This is a genomic window from Actinomadura sp. WMMA1423 (assembly GCF_006547145.1).
Lineage (GTDB): Bacteria > Actinomycetota > Actinomycetes > Streptosporangiales > Streptosporangiaceae > Spirillospora.
In genome coordinates this window covers 9301532-9320383 of record NZ_CP041244.1, presented here as the reverse complement: position 1 = coordinate 9320383, position 18852 = coordinate 9301532, and the positions used below count along the sequence as shown (strand labels likewise).

At 73.3% G+C, this 18852-nt stretch carries 16 protein-coding genes; all 16 read right to left on the bottom strand.

The genetic code is table 11. The features are described from left to right. Positions 1-64 precede the first annotated feature (64 nt). Positions 65-865 carry a hypothetical protein gene (locus FKD65_RS42930; protein WP_141585920.1) on the bottom strand — a complete coding sequence of 267 codons (801 nt, stop codon included), beginning with the start codon at positions 863-865 and terminating at the stop codon, positions 65-67. Between the two features lie 36 nt (positions 866-901). After that, a complete protein-coding gene (locus tag FKD65_RS42925) occupies positions 902-1960 on the bottom strand; it encodes a 2-hydroxyacid dehydrogenase (RefSeq protein ID WP_141585918.1) in 1059 nt (352 codons plus the stop codon). After that, complete coding sequence (locus tag FKD65_RS42920; protein WP_141585916.1) at positions 1961-2569, bottom strand: histidine phosphatase family protein; 609 nt, start codon at positions 2567-2569, stop codon at positions 1961-1963. Then, positions 2566-4041, bottom strand: a complete 1476-nt coding sequence (locus tag FKD65_RS42915) for an FGGY-family carbohydrate kinase (RefSeq protein WP_141585914.1) — start codon at positions 4039-4041, stop codon at positions 2566-2568. The genes FKD65_RS42920 and FKD65_RS42915 overlap by 4 nt, the downstream gene beginning before the upstream one ends. Further along, positions 4038-5549 (bottom strand): FGGY-family carbohydrate kinase, encoded by a 1512-nt coding sequence (locus FKD65_RS42910; protein ID WP_141585912.1) that lies wholly within the window; start codon positions 5547-5549, stop codon positions 4038-4040. The genes FKD65_RS42915 and FKD65_RS42910 overlap by 4 nt, the downstream gene beginning before the upstream one ends. A gap of 85 nt (positions 5550-5634) precedes the next feature. After that, positions 5635-6879, bottom strand: coding sequence for a sugar ABC transporter permease (locus tag FKD65_RS42905; RefSeq protein ID WP_141585910.1), 1245 nt, complete (start codon positions 6877-6879; stop codon positions 5635-5637). Next, positions 6872-7804 (bottom strand): ATP-binding cassette domain-containing protein, encoded by a 933-nt coding sequence (locus tag FKD65_RS42900; RefSeq protein ID WP_141585908.1) that lies wholly within the window; start codon positions 7802-7804, stop codon positions 6872-6874. Before FKD65_RS42900 ends, FKD65_RS42905 begins: the two co-directional genes overlap by 8 nt. Before the next feature lie 20 nt (positions 7805-7824). Continuing rightward, positions 7825-8901 (bottom strand): substrate-binding domain-containing protein, encoded by a 1077-nt coding sequence (locus tag FKD65_RS42895; RefSeq protein ID WP_205718479.1) that lies wholly within the window; start codon positions 8899-8901, stop codon positions 7825-7827. Positions 8902-9171: 270 nt separating this feature from the next. Beyond that, positions 9172-9963 (bottom strand): DeoR/GlpR family DNA-binding transcription regulator, encoded by a 792-nt coding sequence (locus FKD65_RS42890; protein WP_141585904.1) that lies wholly within the window; start codon positions 9961-9963, stop codon positions 9172-9174. Between the two features lie 70 nt (positions 9964-10033). Next, positions 10034-10426, bottom strand: coding sequence for a rhodanese-like domain-containing protein (locus tag FKD65_RS42885; RefSeq protein WP_141585902.1), 393 nt, complete (start codon positions 10424-10426; stop codon positions 10034-10036). Between the two features lie 35 nt (positions 10427-10461). Next, positions 10462-11337, bottom strand: coding sequence for a Gfo/Idh/MocA family protein (locus FKD65_RS42880; RefSeq protein WP_141585899.1), 876 nt, complete (start codon positions 11335-11337; stop codon positions 10462-10464). 73 nt (positions 11338-11410) lie between these two features. Next, positions 11411-11800, bottom strand: coding sequence for a hypothetical protein (locus FKD65_RS42875; RefSeq protein WP_141585897.1), 390 nt, complete (start codon positions 11798-11800; stop codon positions 11411-11413). 94 nt (positions 11801-11894) lie between these two features. Continuing rightward, complete coding sequence (gene narI / locus FKD65_RS42870; protein ID WP_141585895.1) at positions 11895-12668, bottom strand: respiratory nitrate reductase subunit gamma; 774 nt, start codon at positions 12666-12668, stop codon at positions 11895-11897. Beyond that, positions 12665-13366: a nitrate reductase molybdenum cofactor assembly chaperone gene (narJ, locus tag FKD65_RS42865; protein WP_141585893.1), complete on the bottom strand. Its 702-nt coding sequence runs from the start codon at positions 13364-13366 to the stop codon at positions 12665-12667. Before narJ ends, narI begins: the two co-directional genes overlap by 4 nt. Beyond that, the gene (gene narH / locus FKD65_RS42860) at positions 13363-15102 is read right to left on the bottom strand and encodes a nitrate reductase subunit beta (protein WP_141585891.1); all 1740 of its coding nucleotides are present in this window, start codon (positions 15100-15102) and stop codon (positions 13363-13365) included. The genes narJ and narH overlap by 4 nt, the downstream gene beginning before the upstream one ends. Then, positions 15102-18851, bottom strand: a complete 3750-nt coding sequence (locus FKD65_RS42855; RefSeq protein WP_141585888.1) for a nitrate reductase subunit alpha — start codon at positions 18849-18851, stop codon at positions 15102-15104. The genes narH and FKD65_RS42855 overlap by 1 nt, the downstream gene beginning before the upstream one ends. Position 18852: the final 1 nt, after the last annotated feature.

Below are 18852 nucleotides of genomic sequence, written 5' to 3'. Positions count from 1 at the left end.
GGACCGGGAGGGCGCGCGGCCGGGCGGGAGGTTATGGACGGATCCCGGCCGCGCGCCTGGCCTGTCAGTGGAACACGGGCTTCATGGCGTACACGCGGTTCGGCTTGTTGTAGCCGAAGAAGACGCGGGTGCCGCGGCCGGCGGGCGCGACCGCCAGCCCTTCGCTCTCCCCGGTCAGCGGTATGGCGATCGCGTCCAGGATGTTCCCCGCGCGGTCCAGCACGGTGATCGTGTCGTTGGTGTAGTAGAGGACCTTGTCGCCGGCCATCTCCAGGCCCTGCGGGACGCCGTGGTAGCCGAGGTCGAAGGTCGAGCGGACGGTTCCGTCGAGACCGGTGAAGGCGAACACGAACGGGCCCTGGTCGCCCGGTCCGGCGTGCACGAGCAGGCCGTCGCGCCGGTTGTCGACCGCGACCAGGCCGGAGTTGCCGAGCGAGGCGAAGTCGATGGTGCGCACGACCTCGGGCTCGCCGCTCCAGTCCACCACGTTGACCTTGGTGGGGTTGGTGCCGCCGCCGGTGGCGACGTAGAGCAGGCCGTCGCGGTCGCGGACGCTGATCTCGGCGGCGTGCCCGACGGCGAGCGGCGCGCTCTCCTTGAGCGTGTTGCCGTCGCGGTCGTACTCGCGGATGACGCCGCGGCCGCCGCCCACGTCGAACCCGACGTAGAACCGGCCGCGGAGGTGGGCGAGGCCCTGCATGTTGTCGGTGTGGGGGACGTCGAAGAGCAGGTCGAAGGTGTATCCGGCGGCCGCGGCGGGGCGGGCGCCCGCCAGGGCGGCGGCTCCGGCGAGCGTGGCGGCGCCCGCGAGGCCGAGGACTCTGCGGCGGGTGGGAGCGGCCTCGCCGAGTCCGGGTCCGTGCATTCGTGCCTCCTTGTTGGGGGGTGGCGGGGAGGAAGGTCAGGGGCGGGCCGGGCGGGGGGCCTCCAGCACCTCGGGGTTCGCGCAGTGGACGAGGGGCTCGCCGCGCAGGTGGCGGCCGACGTCGCGGGCGAGGATGCGGGCGGCGTTGGCGGCGGTCTGCTTGCTGGCCCCGGCCAGGTGCGGCGTGACGATGATGTTCGGGGTGGTCAGCAGCCGCGACCCGGCCGGGATCGGCTCCTCGGGGAACACGTCGAACGCGGCGGCGAACAGGTGCCCGGACTCGGCGGCGTCGCAGACGGCCTCGTAGTCCAGCAGCGACCCGCGCGCGCAGTTGACGATGATGGAGCCGGGCGGCATCGCGGCGATCTGCGCGGCGCCGATCATCCCGGTGGTCTGCGGCGTCGCGCGGGCGTGCAGGGAGACGATCTGCGCGCGCGCCAGCAGTTCGTCGAGCGGGACGAGTTCGGCGATGCCGGCCAGGTCGCCGAGGTCGTCCAGGTAGGGGTCGTGGACGAGGACGCGGGCGCCGAGCGCGGCGAGCATCCGGGCGACGCGGCGGCCGACGGCGCCGCAGCCGACGAGCCCGGCGGTGGAGCCGAGGATCTCGATGCCGACGTCGTCGTAGCGGTAGTAGTCGCCGCGCCACTGCCCCGCCATCAGGTCGACGTGCGTCTGCGGGATGCGCCGCACCGCGGCGAGGATGAGCCCGAGGGTGTGCTCGGCGGTCGCGCCCGCGTTGCGTCCGGGCGCGAAGCAGACGGCGACGCCGTGCTCGGTCGCCGCCTCCAGGTTGGCGTTGACGGGCCCGCCGCGGCTGATCCCGAACAGCCGCAGGTCCGGGGAGGCCTCCAGGATCCGGCGGGTCAGCGGGGCCATCTGGGTGACGCAGACCTCGGCGCCGCGCAGCGCCTCGATGAGCTGATCCTCGGTCCCGGACGCCTCGTCCACCTCGGCGACGCGGCCGAACGGCTCCACCGGCCACGGCAGGGTGACCTCCGAGAACGCCAGGCCGCCGGGCGCCTCGGCGCGCAGGGCGGCGACGAGCAGTTCGTTGCGGACGAAAAGGTCACCGGCCGCGAGCACGCGGGTAGTCATTCATCGCTCCAGTGGGGTGTTGAACTCCAGGAGGGCGGCCTCGCCGCCCCGGAGCCGGATCTCGGTCAGTGCGCAGTTCCCCAGCGACGGGAACCGCCGCCGGTAGTCCTTGAGCGGGATCCCCAGCAGCCGGCACAGCGCGAGCCGGATCGCCGTGGAGTGCGCGACGACCAGGACGCGGCCGCCGTCGTGCTGGCGGGCGATGTCGTCCAGGCACGCGGTGAAGCGGTGCGCGGCGGCGGCCGGGTCCTCGCCGCCGGGCAGGTGCCCGGCGACGGGGTCGGCGAGGAACGCGCGCAGCTCCTCGGGGAACTTTCGCTCCATCTCCGCGCGGGTGAGGCCCTCGCCGTGCCCGAAGTCCAGTTCCCGGAGCCGCCGGTCGACGTGCAGCCGGGCGCCGACCGCCGCGGCGGAGGGCGCCGCGGTCAGCCGGGACCGCGACAGGTCCGAGCACCACACCGCGTCCGGCCGGGCCGCGGCCGCCCAGGCGGCCAGTGCGCGGGCCTGGTCCAGGCCGCGCGGGGTCAGCGCGACGTCGCTGACCCCGGCGTAGCGGTTCTCGGCGTGCCATTCGGTCTCCCCGTGCCGGACGAGGATGAGGCGCGTCATCGGGATGTCCTCTCGCGTGCGTGGGCGGCGGTCTCGGCGGGCAGCCACCCGCGCCTTTCCAGCTCATCGACCAGGCGCAGGTAGGGCGCGTCGAACACGCCGGTCTTTCCCGGACGCGGGTCGATCACCGTCTCGACGGCGACCATCCGCCCGGCGGTCTCGGCGATGTCGCGGCCGGGCGCGGCGGCGAGCACCGCGGCGCCGAGCGCGGGCTCGGCCTGCCGGGGCAGCACGACCGGGCGGCCGAGGATGTCGGCGCGCAGCTGGCACCAGTACCGGCTGCGCGCGGCGCCGCCGGTCAGGGTCAGGTCGCCGCCGGTGGGCGCGCCGAGGAGGTCGAGGTGGTCGAAGCAGAGCCGCTCCAGGTAGCCGACGCCCTGCAGGACGGCGGCGAAGTCGTCGGCCTCGTCGCCCGTGCCGTCCAGCAGGAACCCGCGGGCGTCCGGTGCGAGGAACGGGAACCGCTCCCCCTCCGGGACGAGCGGGTACGCGAGCGCCGCCGCCGGTTCGTGCCGGGCGGCGCGCCGGTCCAGGCCGGCGAGGTCGCGGCCCGGGAAGTCCCTGGAGATCGCGCCCGCGCCGGTGCTGGACGCGCCGCCGGGCAGCCACCGCCCGTCGGGCGCCTTGTGGGAGTAGACGACGCCGAACGGGTCCTGGACGAGGTCGTCGCTGACGCCCTTGAGGACGAGGGTCGTGCCGAGGACGGAGTTCCACGACCCGACGGTGAGGCGCCCCGTCCCGAGCTGGGCGGCGCACCCGTCGGTGGCCCCCGCGACGACGGGGGTTCCCTCGGGGACGCCGGTGGCCTCGGCGGCCGCCGCGCAGACCGTCCCGAGCGGCGTGCCGGACCGTTCCAGCGGCGGGAGCAGGCCGGCGGGGACGCCCAGCGCGTCGAGGACGACGGACGGCCAGTCCTCGGCGACGAGGTCCGCGCCGGTCTTGAGCGCGTTGCTGAGGTCGGCGGCCACGGGATGGCCCGTCAGCCGCCGGTTGACGAAGTCGGCCTGGTGGGCGAGGCGGGCGCCCTCGCTCGGGTGGTCCTCCAGGAGCCAGAGCAGTTTCGGCAGGGCCCAGGCGGGCTGCATGCGCTGGTAGCCGAGGGCGCGCCACACCTCGCCGCCGGCCTCGTTCACCCGCTGGACGTGCCCGGCCGCGCGGGTGTCGTCGTACATGAGCGCCGGGGTCAGCGGGCGCCCGCCGTCGTCGGTGAGCAGGATCGTCCCGGACGTGGCGTCGACGGCGACGGCCTGCACCGCCCCCGCCGGGACGTCCCTCAGTGCCTCGTGGCAGGCGGCGCCGACCGCCGTCCACCAGTCCTCCGGGTCCTGCTCGTGCCGGGGGCCGTCCCGCCGCCCGGTGAGCGCCCGGCTGCCGGCCCCGGCGACGTCGCCCGACGCGGTGACGGCGAGCGCGCGCACGCTCTGCGTCCCCAGGTCGACCCCCACCCAGACCGGCTCGTTCAGGTCGGTCACCGGTCGCCGCCGTCCAGGCCGGTGCGGGCGCGGGCCGCCGCGAGGGTCGGCCAGGCGGGCGCCGTCGCGGAACGGATCGCCAGGAAGTCCTCGTAGGTCCGGGCGTAGTGGTCGGCGCGGCCGGGGTCGGGCGCGTGGGTGTCGCCGGGACGGACGTGGGCGCCCGCGGCCTCGCGGGCGCCGGCGGCCCGCCCGGTGGACAGGAGGCCGACGATGAACGCGCCCCGCGCGCCCGCCTCGGTGTCGGCCGACCGGACGACGGGGACGCCCGTGACGTCGGCCAGCATGCCCAGCCAGACGGGGCTCGCCGAGCCGCCGCCGCTCACCCGCAGCTCGGTCGGGCGGGTCTCGGCCGCGGTCAGGCAGTCGCGCACGACCAGGCTCAGCCCTTCCAGCACGGCGCGGGCGATGTGCTCGCGCTCATGGTGGACGGTGAGGCCGTGGAACGCGCCGCGCGCCCGCGGGTCGAGGAAGGGGGCCCGTTCACCGGCGGGCGACAGGTACGGCAGGAAGACCAGCCCGTCGGCGCCCGGCGACGCCTGCGCCGCCAGCTCGGCGAGCGCGGCGGGGGCGGGGAGGCCGAGCAGGCGGCACGCCCAGTCGACGACCTGGCCGCCCGCCAGCGTCGGGAAGGCCCGCAGGTAGCGGCCCGGCAGGCCCATCGCGACGGTGAGGCCGGACGGGTCGCCGGTGAGGCGCGGGCCGTCCACGACCGTCTCGGTGCACAGCGTGGTGCCGAGGATCGTGCAGGCCTGGCCGGTGTCGACCGCGCCGACGCCGATCGCGGTGGAGGCGATGTCGTAGGGGGCGAGGACGACCGGCAGCCCTTCGGGGAGGCCCAGTTCGTCCGCCGCGTCCCCGGTCAGGGGCGCCGCGCGCCGGTCGTCGCCGCGCAGCTCGGGGAGCAGCCTCGCCGCCCACTCCATGTCGTAGCGGCGCAGGAGGTCGTCGGAGTAGCGCAGGGCGGCGATGTCCAGGAACGGCGCGGACGCGTCGGAGCCGTCCACCGCGATCTCCCCGGTGAGGCGGGAGAAGATCCAGCCGCCGCAGGTGAGGGACGCCGCCGAGCGGGCGATCCGGTCCGGGTCGTGCTCGCGCAGCCAGGTGAGGATCGCGTTCGGCAGCCCCGCGAAGTGCAGCGACCCGTTGACGCGGAACGCCTCCTCCAGCACGCCGGAGGCCGCCCACCGCTCGACGGCCGGGGCGGCGCGGCCGTCGTTCCACAGGATCGCGGGGCCGGTGGGGGCGCCGTCGCCGTCCACCAGCCAGCAGCCGTCGCCCTGCGCGGTGAGCGCCAGGAAGTCGGGGTCGCCGCCGACCCGGGCGAGCACCTCCCGGACCGCGCCGGCGACGGCCCGCCACACCGCGGCCATGTCCTGCTCGGCGTGCCCCGGCGCGGGCCGGGTCACCTCGGTGGGCCGCCGGGCGACGGCCAGTTCGGCGCCGTCCGCGGCGTACCCCACCGCCTTGATCATCGTGGTGCCGGCGTCGACGCAGACGACCGTCATCGGCTTCCCCGTCCCTTGCGTAGCGGTCCCCGGCGCCGTCTCGTCGACGGCGCCGGCCCATCGGTCCCATCAAAGCGTGCGCCGGTCAGGCGCGGCCGTGCGAGGCGCGCGAGCGGCGGGCGACCGAGTCCAGCGCCACGGCGAGCAGCAGCACGGCGCCGGTCACCATGAACCGGTAGGAGGAGTCGAGGTTCAGCAGCGTCAGCCCGCTGGAGATCGACTGGATGACCAGGATGCCGAGCAGCGCCGCGAACGCGTTGCCGCGCCCGCCGAACAGGCTCGTCCCGCCGATCACGGCCGCCGCGATCGCGTTCAGGTTGACGTCGCCGCCGCCGCTGCTCTGGTTGGCCGCCGCGAGCCGCGCCGCCGCGAGGACGCCGCCGATCGCGGCGAGCGTGGTGCACATGACGAACGCCGAGGCGTAGACGGTCCTGACGTTGATCCCGGCGCGGCGCGCCGCCTCGACGTTGCCGCCGACCGCGTACACGGACTTGCCGTACTTCGTCCGGGACAGGACGTAGTGCGTCACCAGCACGAGCGCGAGGAACAGGACGAACATCCAGCCGACCCCGCGGTCGCGGTTCAGGTACCAGACCGCCACGGCGAGGCCGGCCAGCAGGGCGGCGCTGCGGAGGATCAGTGTGCGCTCCGTCGTCGCGGGCAGGCCCGCCCTGCGGCGCTGCGCGGCCCGGCCGTGACCCGTGAGGTACAGCGCCGCCGCGCCCGCGACCACCAGCGCGTAGGCCAGCCACGGCGGGAGGAAGTCGAGCTGGGCGAACGTCACCAGCCGCGAGTCGAACGGCAGGTTGATCGAGCCCTTGGGGCCGAGGATCCACAGCTGCAGGCCGAGCCAGCCGAGCAGCCCGGCCAGGGTGATGACGAAGCTGGGCACGCCGAGCCGGTTGAACACCTGGGCGTAGAACCAGCCGAGCGCGACCGCCAGCACCACCGCCGCCGCGATCGCCAGCCAGGACGGCCAGCCGTGGTCGACGAACAGCACCGCGACCACGGCGGCGCTGAGCCCGCTGACCGACCCCACCGACAGGTCGATCTGGCCGACCAGCAGCATGAACACCACGCCGAGCGCGATCACGCCGACCGGCACGCACTCCAGCGCCAGGTTGACCAGGTTGGCGCTGGACAGGAAGACCGGATTGAGGATCTGCATCACGGTCCAGATCACGATCAGCCCGCCGACCACCGGCGCGACGCCGAGGTCGCCGCCGCGGACCCGGTCGGCCGCCGCCGCCAGCGCGGCGCGCACGCCCCGGCCCCCGGAGTCGCCCGGCAGACCGGTCCTCGCCTCCGGCGGCGCCATGAGGTCACTCATCGCCCGCTCCCTTCCTCAGGCCGCCCGGTGCGACCCGCTCGGGCCGGTCGTCGTCCGGCTCCTCCACCGCGTCCGCGTCCTGTGCTCCCCCGGCTCCGGCCCGCCCGCCCTCCTCGGCGGCGGCGCCGGTTCCGGGGCCCGCCCTGCCCGCGCGGCGGCTCACCACGTTGTCGGCCGCGCCGGTGATGGCGGCGACCAGCTCCTCGGCGGACGTCGTCCGCGCGTCGAAGACGCCGTTGTTGCGGCCGAGGCGCAGCACGGCCACGGTGTCGGCGACGGCCTGGACGTCCGCCATGTTGTGGCTGATCATGAGCACGCCGTGGCCGCGCTCCTTGAGCCGCTCGATGAGGTTGAGCACCTCGGCGGTCTGCGCCACGCCGAGCGCGGCGGTCGGCTCGTCCAGGATGATGACCTTGGGGTCGCCGAGCAGCGACCGGGCGATCGCCACCGTCTGCCGCTGGCCGCCCGACAGCGCCGCGACCGGCACCCCCACCGAGGGGATCTTCGCCGAGAGCTGGGTGAGCAGCTCGCGGGACCGGACCTCCATCGCGACGTCGTCCAGGCGCAGCGCCCGCATCTCGCGGCCGAGGAACAGGTTCTCGATCACGTTGAGGTTCTCGCAGAGGGCGAGGTCCTGGAACACGGTCGCGATGCCGAGCTGCTGCGCGGCGGCCGGCGTCGGGATGCTCACCTCCCGCGACTCGAAGGTGATGGTCCCCGCGTCCGGCGCGTGGACGCCGGACAGGACCTTCACCAGGGTGGACTTGCCGGCGCCGTTGTCGCCGACGAGCGCGACGACCTCGCCGGCGGCGACGTCCAGGTCGACGCCGGTGAGCGCGGCGACGGCGCCGAACGACTTGCTGACGCCGCGCAGCGACAGCAGCGGGCCCGCCGCGCCGGCCGGTGGAGTGGGCGATGGTGACATGACGAACCTTCGGGAGATCGCTACTTGATGCCGAGCTTCGCGCAGGCCGCCGCGTACTCGGCCGTGCAGACCTTGTCGGTCTTGAGGGCGCCGTCCGGTCCGAGGAGGACCTTGCCGATGTTGTCCTGCGTCACGACGGTCGGGGTGAACAGCTCCGACGGCGTGCCGAACAGCGTCGTGTCGCCCTTCGGGCCCTCACCCTGGACGAACTCGTACGCGGCGTTCGCGGCCGCCTCCGCGACGATCTTGATGGGCTTGGAGATCGTGTTGTACTGGTCGCCGGCGATGATCCGCTGGGCGGCGGCGAGCTCGGCGTCGTTGCCGGTCACCGGCGGGACCTCCACCCCGGCGGCCTTGAACGCGGCGACGGCCGCGCCGCCGGTGCCGTCGTTCGCGGCGACGACGCCCGCGATCCGGCCGCGGAACTTGCTGATCTGGCCGCTGACCCACTCCTGGGCCTTCGCGGGCTCCCAGCCGGGCGTGTCGTACTCGGCGAGCAGCTCGAAGCCGCTCGGGTCGACGGAGCTGTGGATGCCCTTCTTGATGAGGTTCGCGGCCGCGTCGGTCGGCGAGCCGTTGACCTCGAGGATGCCGCCCTCGGCCTTGTCCTTCTTGAGGTGCTCGACGAGCGACCGGCCGATCATCGCGCCGATCTTCTCGTTGTCGAAGGAGACGTAGTAGTCGGCCTTGGCCGCCGGGATGGGGCGGTCGTAGGCGATCACCTTCACGCCCCGGGACTGCGCCATCCGGACGATCGACGCCGCCGCGGCCGAGTCGACCGGGTCGATCACGATGGCCTTGACGCCCTGTGCGAGCACCGAGCTGGCCTGCTGCTGCTGTTTGGAGGCGTCGGCGCCGGCGTTCTGGTAGAGCACCGTGCAACCGCCGCACAACTGCTTCATCTTCGCCTTGAACAGCGGGGCGTCGTAGAGCTCGTAGCGGGTGGAGGCGATGTCGGGCATGAGGAACGCGATCTTGGCGTTCTTCGCGTCGCCGCCACCGGACCCAGCGCTCTTGGAGGAGCACGCCGCGGCGGGCGCGAGCACGGCCAGCGCCGCGGCGGCCGCGGCGGCCGTCCTGAGGGAGGGCTTCTTCACAGAGTTCTCCTCGGGGGTACGCCCGTGAAGGGGGCGGGGGAGCCGATGCGGCGGCCGCGCGGCCGGGACCGCCCGGCGACCGCGGTGAGAACGTAACATCACGAACGTTAGAAGTGTCAATACATGGGCGTTAACTAACACGGATGATCGTGAAGAAGGGCGCGAAACGTGGCGGTAAGCCCAGGTCACAGCTCAGCATCGATCCCGTGAGCGCCCTAGGCGCGCACGGGACAGGGGATGTTAGTTTTAACGTCCGTTTCGCCCGGAGGGTCAGTGGCGCGGGCGCGCGGCGACCTCGTGGTCGACCTTGTGGCTCGCCAGCTCGGCCAGCGCCGCCGGGCTCGCCCCGTCGTCCACGACGACCCGCTCGAAGTCGCTCAGCGGCGCGACCCGGTGCAGCGCGGTGCGGCCGAGCTTCGTGTGGTCCACCAGCAGGACGTTGCGGACGGCGCTGCGCAGCATGGCGCGCTTGACGACCACGACCCGCTGCTCCTGGTGGCCCGCGTTGCCGGCCGACACCGCCGACGTCGACACGAAGCACAGGTCCACCTGCAGCGACTCGATCATCTCGACGCACGAGACGCCCATGAACGAGTTGTGCAGCGGGTCGTAGTCGCCGCCGAGGGCGATCAGCCGGATGCCCTGCGCCGGGGCCAGCAGGTTCAGGCCGTCCAGGAAGTTGGTGACGACCGTCAGGGGGCCGATGCCCGGCAGCCGCCGGGCCAGGGCGAGGGCCGTCGTCGAGTCGTCGAGCATGATCGCCATGCCGGGCTCGACCAGCTCCACCGCCCTGGCCGCGATGGCCTCCTTCTCCTCGCGCATCGTCTTGGCACGGTAGGAGACGCTGCTCTCGAAGACCCCGGACCGCTGCGCGGTGACCCCGCCGCGGTACTTGCGCACGATTCCCTGGCGCTCCAGCTCGTCCAGGTCGCGGTGGATCGTCATGAGGCTGACCCCGAAGCGCTCGGCGAGCTCCGCGGCCGTTCCCGACCCCGCGGCGAGGACCGCCTCGGCGATCGCGTCCTGCCGCTGCGCGGGACCTCGCCGCTGCCGGTCGCTCATGACCCGCTCCTCCGTCCGGACGCCAGGCCAGAAGTTAACACCAGGAATGTTAAGAGCTCAACTCACCGGGTCACCGGGCGGCGCCGCCCGACGTCGGCAGGCCGGCCGCGCGCCACGCCTTGAACCCGCCCACGATGTCGGTGGCGCGGGTCAGCCCGAGGTCGTGCAGGGAGGCGGCGGCGAGGCTGGAGGTGTAGCCCTCCGAGCAGAACACGATGACGCGCAGGTCGTGGTCGGTGGCCTGGGGCAGCCGGGCGTCCGAGGCCGGGTCGAAGCGCCACTCCAGGACGTTGCGCTCGACGATCAGCGCGTCCGGGATCTCCCCCTCCTCCGCGCGCTGGGCGGCGGGGCGGATGTCGACCAGCACGGCGCCGTCGCTCATCTCGGCATGGGCCTTGTCGGGCTGGACGCGCGCGAGCCGGTCGCGCGCCTCGGCGAGGATCTCATCAATGGTGCGTGCCATGGATCCAAGCATGGCAGCTCACCGGACCGGTCCGGTCAGCCGGTCAGCTGGGCCTCGGCCGAGGCGAGCACCTCCTGGATGCGCAGGCCGTGGGCGGCGTCCAGCGCCGGGTTCGTCCCGCTCCGGACGGCGGCGGCGAACTCGGCCACCATCGTGGCGAACGCGTCGTCGCCGAGCTGCGACCAGTCGAGCCGCCCGTGGCCGCCGCGCCCGTAGACCTCGACGTGGGCGGGCGGGAGCTCGCCCGTGCCCGCCATCGACACCGACGCCTGGCTGATCGCGCCGCCCTCGTGCTCCAGCGTCAGCCCCAGCCAGCCGAGGGGGTCGCCCTGCGCGCGGACGCCGGTGACCCGGCCGAGCGCGGCGTCCAGCATGTCGACGATGTGGGGGCCGAGGTCGAGCAGGGCCCCCTTCTCCAGCCGCCACGGGGTGGCGAAGGGGCCCCCGCTCAGCACGGAGGAGACGAACGAGCCGTAGCCGCCGAACGGCTCCAGCTCCCGGGTCCGGTCGAGGAAGTCGCGGGCGGCGCGCGAGTAGCGCAGCGTGAGGACCATCTGCGAGACGACGCCGGCCTCGGCGATCGCGCCCGCGAGGCGGCGGGCGCCGTCCAGGTCCATGCCGAGGGGCTTCTCCAGCAGGACGGCCTTGCCCGCCCGGGCGGCCCGGGCGGCGAGGTCGGCCTGGACGTCCGGCGGGACGGAGAACGCGACGGCCTCGCAGGCGTCGAACAGCTCCTCGATCCGCTCGAACGAGGGGGCGCCGTGCTCGCCGGCCAGCGCGGCGGACGCCTCCGGCCGCCGCGCCCACACGCCCGCGAGCCGCGTGGCGGGCCCGGCCGCCAGTGCGGGCGCGTGCACCATCCCCGCCCAGGGTCCCGCCCCGACCAGCCCCACCGCCACCGAATCGCTCATGGGACAAACCTAGACGATCTAGCAGCTTACCGACGTAGTTCCCGGGCGGGGCGCCGCGGGCCGGTCGCGGCCCTCAGCCGAGCTGGACGCCGAAGAACAGGGCGAGGAGCGCGCCGAGGGCTCCGAGCGCGCCCCAGACCGCGAGTCCGGCCTTGGACGTGGCGCGGGTGTGCAGGAAGGCGGCCGCCCCGGACAGCAGGACGAAGACCAGCTTGACCTCCAGGGTCCGCTGCGCGGGGCCTCCCAGGTCGCCCGCGGTGATGTTCCAGATGCCGGTGAGGACGAGGACGGCGAAGGCGGGCCAGGCGATCGTGTTGAACCGGCGGGCGGCGGCCTTGGCGACGCCCTCGTAGCCGCGCAGCGCGGGGACGAGGGCGCCCAGCGTGATCTGCCCGCCGACCCAGATCGTCGCGGCGAGCACATGCAGGAAGATCCGCACGTCGGCGGTGGTGACGGCGAGCACGAGGGGCCTCCGAGGGGCGTGCCTGACGGTGATCGGAAGGGGACGTCCCGGACGTTACCGCCCGCCCCGGCGGCGTCCGGCACCACCCCGGGTCTCAGGTGGCGCGCTCCCACCCGCGGCGGGGGCGGTGCATGCCGAGCTGCTCGTCGCGGCTGCGGTAGACGATGTAGGGGCGGGTCAGGTAGCCGACCGGGGCGGTGAGCATGTGCACGAGCCGGGTGAACGGCCAGATGCCGAACAGCACGAGCGCGCTGAGCGCGTGGAGCTGGAACAGGATCGGCACACCCGTCATCAGGCCGGGATCGGGCCGCAGGTAGAAGATCGACCGGAACCACGGGGAGACCGTCTCGCGGTAGTCGTAGCCGCCGCCGATGATGTTCGCGACGACGGTCGCGGACAGGCCGAGGACGATGGTCAGCGTCAGGACGGCGTACATGAGCTTGTCGTTGCGGGTGGTGGCGGAGAACACCGGTCCGACCGTGCGGCGCCGGTAGACCAGGATCGCCAGCCCGGCCAGGGTGCAGAAGCCGGCGGCGGTGCCGAGCACCACGGCGACGACGTGGTACATGTCCTCGCTGATGCCGGCGGCCCGCGTCCAGCCGTCGGGGATCAGCAGCCCGCCGACGTGGCCGAGCGCCACGAGGAGGATGCCGAAGTGGAACAGCGGGCTGCCGATGCGCAGCAGCCGCCGTTCGTAGAGCTGGGACGAGCGGGTCGTCCAGCCGAACTTGTCGTAGCGGTAGCGCCAGACGTGTCCGAGGACGAACACCGCCACCGCGACGTAGGGCAGGGCGACCCAGAGGAGGATGCCGGCGACGCCGGGGTCGCCGCCGTCCCCGGCGGCGAGGGCGGGCAGGTCACTGGTCATGAGCGGGCTCCAGGAACGGGATCGGGCAGGAAGACGGGCCCCATGGCGGTCGCGTCGGCGCCGTAGGGGGCGAGGCCGACCTCCTCTTCGGGCGGGCCTTCGGCGATGAGCCGGGCGACGGCCTCCTCGGCCCGCCCGGTCAGCGGCGGCAGCGTGGCGGCGACGGCGTCCAGGACGGCCAGCCACGGCGATCCGGACTCGGTCAGGGACAGGCGCAGGAGTTCCAGGCCGGCGCGGTGCTCCAGGAGCAGCCGGCGGCCCTGCGCGAGGTCGCCGGTGGCGGCGAACTCCAGCACGACGGCCAGGTGGTCGGGCAGTTCGCCCTCGTCCAGGTCGAGCCCGGCCGCCTGGTACGCCTGCTTGAACCGCACCAGGGCCATCCCGCGTTTGCGGGTGTCCCCGTACGCGTAGTACGTGAGGTACAGGCAGCAGCGTTTGCGGTGGTCGAACGTGGCGACGTAGTCGGCGGCCAGCTCGCGCGGCGGGGTCGCGTCCAGATGGTCGAGGACGCGGCCGAGCGGCTCCGCGACGGGCGCCGGCAGGCTCGCCACCGCCTCGCGCAGCAGCGGTCGCCGCCCGAGCAGTTCCTCGTCGGGGTAGCCGAGCAGCAGCGAGGCGACCTGCCAGGCGGTGGCCAGCTCGGTGTCGGTGAGGCCCGTTCCGCTCCCGGGCCTGGTCTTCGCGGGCCTGATCCTCATGGCTTGGGCTCCGTCCCGGCGTCGCCCGAATCCGCGGGCGGGTTGGCGCCGTCCGGCCCCGGGCCCTCGCCCCTGCGGGCGGGGAACAGGCCGGAGGGGGCGCCCTTGCCGTCCCAGTTGAGCAGGTTGACGCGCTTGTGCTTGTCGGCCGGGTCGACCGGGTTGTCGGAGGTCTGCCGCTCCTTGAGCATGTGGAAGTTCTCCACCGCGATCGGGCTGGCCCCGCCGGACGCCTCGCCGAACGGCCCCGAGCCGCCGCCCAGGCCCGCTCCGCCCATCCCCGGCCCGCCCTCGTAGTCGAGCGAGCACTCGGTCGCCAGTTCCTCCAGGCCGTGGGCCTGCTCGGCGTGCGCGGTCGGGATCACGTACCGCTCCTCGTACTTGGCCAGCGCCAGCAGCCGGTACATGTCGTACATCTCCTCCCCCGACATCCCGACCCCCTCGGGGATCGCGTCGTCGGGTTCGCGGCCGAGGTTGATGTCGCGCATGTAGGACCGCATCGCGGCCAGCCGCCGCAGCACCGCGTCCACCGGGGCGGTGTCCCCGGCGGTGAACAGCTCGGCGAGGTACTCCACCGGGATGCGCAGCGCGTCGATCGCGGCGAACAGGTTCCCCCTGTCCTCGGCGTCGTGGCCGGTGTCGCGGACGACGTCCACGACCGGCGACAGCGGCGGGATGTACCAGACCATCGGCATCGTCCGGTACTCCGGGTGCAGCGGCAGCGCCACCCTGTAGGTGTTGATCAGGGCGTGGATCGGGGAGCGCTGCGCGGCCTCGATCCAGTCGGCCGGGATGCCGTCGCGCTCGGCGGCCGCCACGACCTCCGGGTCGTTCGGGTCGAGGAACACCTTCCGCTGCGCCTCGTAGAGGCCGGTGTCGTCCGGGGTGGACGCGGCCTCCAGCACCTTGTCGGCGTCGTAGAGGACCAGCCCGATGTAGCGGAGCCGCCCGACACAGGTCTCCGAGCAGACGGTGGGGATGCCGACCTCGACGCGCGGGAAGCAGAACGTGCACTTCTCGGCCTTGCCGGTGCGGTGGTTGAAGTACACCTTCTTGTACGGGCAGCCGGACACGCACATCCGCCAGCCGCGGCAGCGGTCCTGGTCGACCAGGACGATGCCGTCCTCGGTGCGCTTGTAGATCGCGCCGGACGGGCAGGACGCCGCGCAGCTGGGGTTGAGGCAGTGCTCGCAGATCCGCGGCAGGTAGAACATGAAGGTCTTGTCGAACTCCATCTTCACCTTGTCGGAGATCTCCTTGAGCAGGACGTCCTTGCCGCCGTGCTCGACCGAGCCGCCGAGGTCGTCGTCCCAGTTCGCCGACCAGGAGACCTTCATGTCCTCGCCCGACAGCAGCGACTTCGGCCGCGCGACCGGCGTGTGCTCCTGGAGGGGCGCGTTGGTGAGGGTCTCGTAGTCGTAGGTCCAGGGCTCGTAGTAGTCGTCGATGCCGGGCAGCTTGGGGTTGGAGAAGATCGTCAGGAGCTTGCGGAGCCGGCCGCCGCCCTTAAGGGCGAGCCGGCCGCGCCGGTTCAGCGTCCAGCCGCCGCGCCAGCGCTCCTGGTCCTCGTACCGGCGCGGGTAGCCCTGCCCCGGCCGGGTCTCGACGTTGTTGAACCACACGTACTCGACGCCGCTGCGGTTCGTCCACGCCTGCTTGCAGGTGACCGAGCAGGTGTGGCACCCGATGCACTTGTCGAGGTTCATCACCATCGACATCTGCGCCATGACCCGCATCAGTACTGCACCTCCTGGGAGCGGCGGCGGATGACCGTGACCTCGTCGCGCTGGTTGCCGGTCGGGCCGAGGTAGTTGAACGCGAACGACAGCTGCGCGTAGCCGCCGATGAGATGGCTCGGCTTGATCAGCAGCCGGGTGAGCGAGTTGTGGATGCCGCCGCGGCGGCCGGAGGTCTCCGAGCGCGGGACGTCGATCAGCTTGTCCTGCGCGTGGTACATGTACACCGTCCCCTCCGGCATCCGGTGCGACACGATCGCCCTGGCGACGACGACGCCGTTGCGGTTCACCGCCTCGATCCAGTCGTTGTCGCGCACGCCGATCTTCGCCGCGTCCACCCCGCTCATCCAGACCACCGGGCCGCCGCGCGACAGCGACAGCATGAACAGGTTGTCCTGGTACTCGGAGTGGATCGACCACTTGTTGTGCGGGGTGAGGTACCGGACGGTCAGTCCGAGCTCGCCGGTCTCGCCGAGCTCCGGCTCGCCGAACAGGGCGGACATGTTGAGCGGCGGCCGGAACACCGGCAGCTGCTCGCCCAGCTCGGCCATCCAGTCGTGGTCGAGGTAGAAGTGCTGCCGCCCGGTCAGGGTGTGCCACGGCTTGAGCCGCTCCACGTTGATCGTGAACGGCGAGTACCGGCGCCCGCCGGCCTCCGACCCCGACCACTCCGGGGAGGTGATGACGGGCACGGGGCGCGCCTGGGTGTCGGCGAACGTGATCTGCTTGCCCTCGTGCTCGGCGGACAGGTCGGCGAGGCGCTGCCCCGTGCGCTTCTCCACCGCCCGGAAGCCCTGGGTGGCCAGGTGCCCGTTCGTCGTCCCGGAGAGCGCCAGGATCGTCTCGCAGGCGTGCACGTCCCGCCGCAGCGACGGGCGGCCGTCCGCCGGGCCGCCCCGCACCGTGCCGTTCTTGTTCCTGAGGTAGTCGACCGCGCCCTCCAGGTCGAACGTGACGCCCTTGGTGGTGGCGCCGAGCCGCTCGGCGAGCGGGCCGAGCGCGGTCATCTTCGCTGCGACGGCCGGATAGTCGCGCTCCACCGTCACGAGCCTCGGCATCGTCACGCCGGGGACGGGCTCGCATTCGCCCTTCGCCCAGTCGGCGACGCGTCCATGGGGGGTGGCCATCTCATCGGGGGTGTCGTGCAGCAGCGGCACGGCCACGATGTCCTTGCGGACGCCCAGATGCCGCTCGGCGAGCCGGCTGAACTGGGCCGCGATGTCCTGGAATGCCCGCCAGTCGCTCCGGGTCTGCCACGGCGGCGCGATCGCGGGGTTGAAGGAGTGCACGAACGGGTGCATGTCGGTGGTGTTGAGATCGTGCTTCTCGTACCAGGTCGCGGCCGGCAGCACGATGTCGGAGTAGACCGTGGTGCTGGTCATGCGGAAGTCCAGCGACAGCAGCAGGTCCAGCTTCCCGGCCGGGGCCTCGTCCCGCCAGACGACCTCCTTGGGGCGCTCGCCCTGCGGCGTCTCCTCCGCCCGGACGGCGTCGGCGGCGCCGAGCAGGTGCTTGAGGAAGTACTCGTTGCCCTTGGCGGACGAGCCCAGCAGGTTGGACCGCCATACGGTCAGGACGCGGGGGAAGTTCTCCGGGGCGTCGGGGTCCTGGCAGGCGAACCTCAGCCGGCCCGCCTTCAGCTCGTCGACGATGTACTCGCCGGCCGGCCTGCCGGCCGCCTCCGCCTCGTCGGCGAGGGTGAGCGGGTTGCGGTCGAAGGTCGGGTAGGACGGCATCCAGCCCAGCCTGGCCGCCTGCGCTATCACGTCGGCGGTGGACCGTCCGGCGAGCTGCCCGCCGCCCGTCGCCGCCGCCAGGGTGCCCGCGTCGAACTGGTCGTAGCGGAACTGGTCGGTGTGCAGGTACCAGAAGGCGGTGCCGATCATCTGCCGGGGCGGGCGGGACCAGTCCAGCCCGAACGCCAGCTGCGCCCACCCGGTCACGGGGCGGCACTTCTCCTGCCCGACGTAGTGCGCCCAGCCCCCGCCGTTCACGCCCTGCCCGCCGGTCAGCGTGGTCAGCGCCAGGAACGTCCGGTAGATGGTGTCGGAGTGGAACCAGTGGTTGGTGCCCGCGCCCATGATGATCATCGACCGGCCGCGGGACTCCTCGGCGTTCGCCGCGAACTCGCGTCCGATCCGCTCGGCCGCCTGCGCCGGAACGCCGGTGATGGACTCCTGCCAGGCCGGCGTGCCCGGCTCGGAGGGGTCGTCATAGCCGGACGGCCACGAGCCGGGGAGCCCGTCCCGTCCCACGCCGTACTGGGCGAGCAGCAGGTCGAACACGGTCGTGACCAGGTGGCCGCCGACGTTGCGGACCGGCACGCCCCTGCGGAGCGTCCCCGGCGCCCCGTCGACGCCGTCGAACCGGGCCAGCTCGATCTCGACCATCCCGCCGCTTTCGACCGGTCCGCCGTCCTCGAGGGACAGCAGGGGGTCGGCGTCGCCCAGGTCGAGGTTCCACTTGCCGACGCCGGCGTCGCCGTACCGGAATCCGAGCGAGCCGTTCGGCACCAGCGGATGCCCGGTGTTCGCGTCCAGGATCACGGTCTTGAACGCGGCGTGCTCGGACTCCGCCTCGGCGCCCGGCAGGTCGGCCGCGGTGAGGAACTTGCCCGGCACGTGGGTACCGTCGCGCTCCTCCAGACGCACGAGGAACGGCAGGTCGCTGTAGCGCTTGACGTAGTCGGTGAAGTACGGCACCCGCCGGTCGACGAAGAACTCCTTGAGGACGACGTGGCCCATGGCCATGGCCAGGGCGCCGTCCGTGCCGGGCTGGGCGGCGAGCCACTCGTCGGCGAACTTGACGTTGTCGGCGTAGTCCGGGGAGACCGCCACGACCTTCTGGCCCCGGTAGCGGGCCTCGGTCATCCAGTGCGCGTCCGGCGTCCGCGTCACCGGCACGTTGGAGCCCCACATGATCAGGTAGCCGGCGTCCCACCAGTCGCCCGACTCGGGCACGTCGGTCTGGTCCCCGAACACCTGCGGGGAGGCCACCGGAAGGTCGGCGTACCAGTCGTAGAACGACAGCATCGTCCCGCCGATCAGGGAGGTGAAGCGCGCGCCGGACGCGTGCGACACCATCGACATCGCCGGGATCGGGGAGAACCCGGCGACCCGGTCCGGGCCGTACTCGGAGATCGTGTGGACGTGCGCGGCGGCGATCATCTCGGTCGCCTCGTCCCACGACGCCCGCACGAGCCCGCCGCGGCCCCGCGCGCCCTTGTAGGCGCGGGCCTTGTTCGGGTCGGAGACGATCTCGCGCCACGCCGCCACCGGGTCGCCCGTGCGGGCCCTGGCCTCCCGGTACATCTCCAGCAGCAGCCCGCGCACGTAGGGGTAGCGCACGCGCGTCGGCGAGTAGGTGTACCAGGAGAACGACGCGCCCCGGGGGCAGCCGCGCGGCTCGTACTCGGGACGGTCGGGGCCCACCGAGGGGTAGTCGGTCTGCTGCGCCTCCCAGGTGATGATGCCGTCCTTGACGTACACCTTCCACGAGCACGACCCGGTGCAGTTCACCCCGTGCGTGGAGCGAACGACCTTGTCGTGCGACCAGCGGTCCCGGTAGAAGGCGTCCGCCTGCCGCCCGCCCTTCTTGGTCATGGTCCGCAGATCGGGTGAGACCTGCGCGCGGGTGAAGTACCTCCGGGTGCTGACCAGTGCGTCTTCCAGCGGGCCGTCCAGTCCGGGCCGGCCATCGGTCGAGCTCAACTGCGCTTCCCTTCCTCTGCGGGTGTCCCTGCGGGGCATC

What these genes read in the sequence shown, in the direction of transcription:
- FKD65_RS42885 (WP_141585902.1), bottom strand. Translation starts at nt 10,426, where the DNA reads ATGGCACGCACCATTGATGAGATCCTCGCCGAGGCGCGCGACCGGCTC.
- FKD65_RS42925 (WP_141585918.1), bottom strand. Translation starts at nt 1,960, where the DNA reads ATGACTACCCGCGTGCTCGCGGCCGGTGACCTTTTCGTCCGCAACGAA.
- FKD65_RS42880 (WP_141585899.1), bottom strand. Translation starts at nt 11,337, where the DNA reads ATGAGCGATTCGGTGGCGGTGGGGCTGGTCGGGGCGGGACCCTGGGCG.
- FKD65_RS42905 (WP_141585910.1), bottom strand. Translation starts at nt 6,879, where the DNA reads ATGAGTGACCTCATGGCGCCGCCGGAGGCGAGGACCGGTCTGCCGGGC.
- FKD65_RS42930 (WP_141585920.1), bottom strand. Translation starts at nt 865, where the DNA reads ATGCACGGACCCGGACTCGGCGAGGCCGCTCCCACCCGCCGCAGAGTC.
- FKD65_RS42900 (WP_141585908.1), bottom strand. Translation starts at nt 7,804, where the DNA reads ATGTCACCATCGCCCACTCCACCGGCCGGCGCGGCGGGCCCGCTGCTG.
- FKD65_RS42920 (WP_141585916.1), bottom strand. Translation starts at nt 2,569, where the DNA reads ATGACGCGCCTCATCCTCGTCCGGCACGGGGAGACCGAATGGCACGCC.
- FKD65_RS42890 (WP_141585904.1), bottom strand. Translation starts at nt 9,963, where the DNA reads ATGAGCGACCGGCAGCGGCGAGGTCCCGCGCAGCGGCAGGACGCGATC.
- narI (WP_141585895.1), bottom strand. Translation starts at nt 12,668, where the DNA reads ATGACCAGTGACCTGCCCGCCCTCGCCGCCGGGGACGGCGGCGACCCC.
- narJ (WP_141585893.1), bottom strand. Translation starts at nt 13,366, where the DNA reads ATGAGGATCAGGCCCGCGAAGACCAGGCCCGGGAGCGGAACGGGCCTC.
- narH (WP_141585891.1), bottom strand. Translation starts at nt 15,102, where the DNA reads ATGCGGGTCATGGCGCAGATGTCGATGGTGATGAACCTCGACAAGTGC.
- FKD65_RS42855 (WP_141585888.1), bottom strand. Translation starts at nt 18,851, where the DNA reads ATGCCCCGCAGGGACACCCGCAGAGGAAGGGAAGCGCAGTTGAGCTCG.
- FKD65_RS42910 (WP_141585912.1), bottom strand. Translation starts at nt 5,549, where the DNA reads ATGACGGTCGTCTGCGTCGACGCCGGCACCACGATGATCAAGGCGGTG.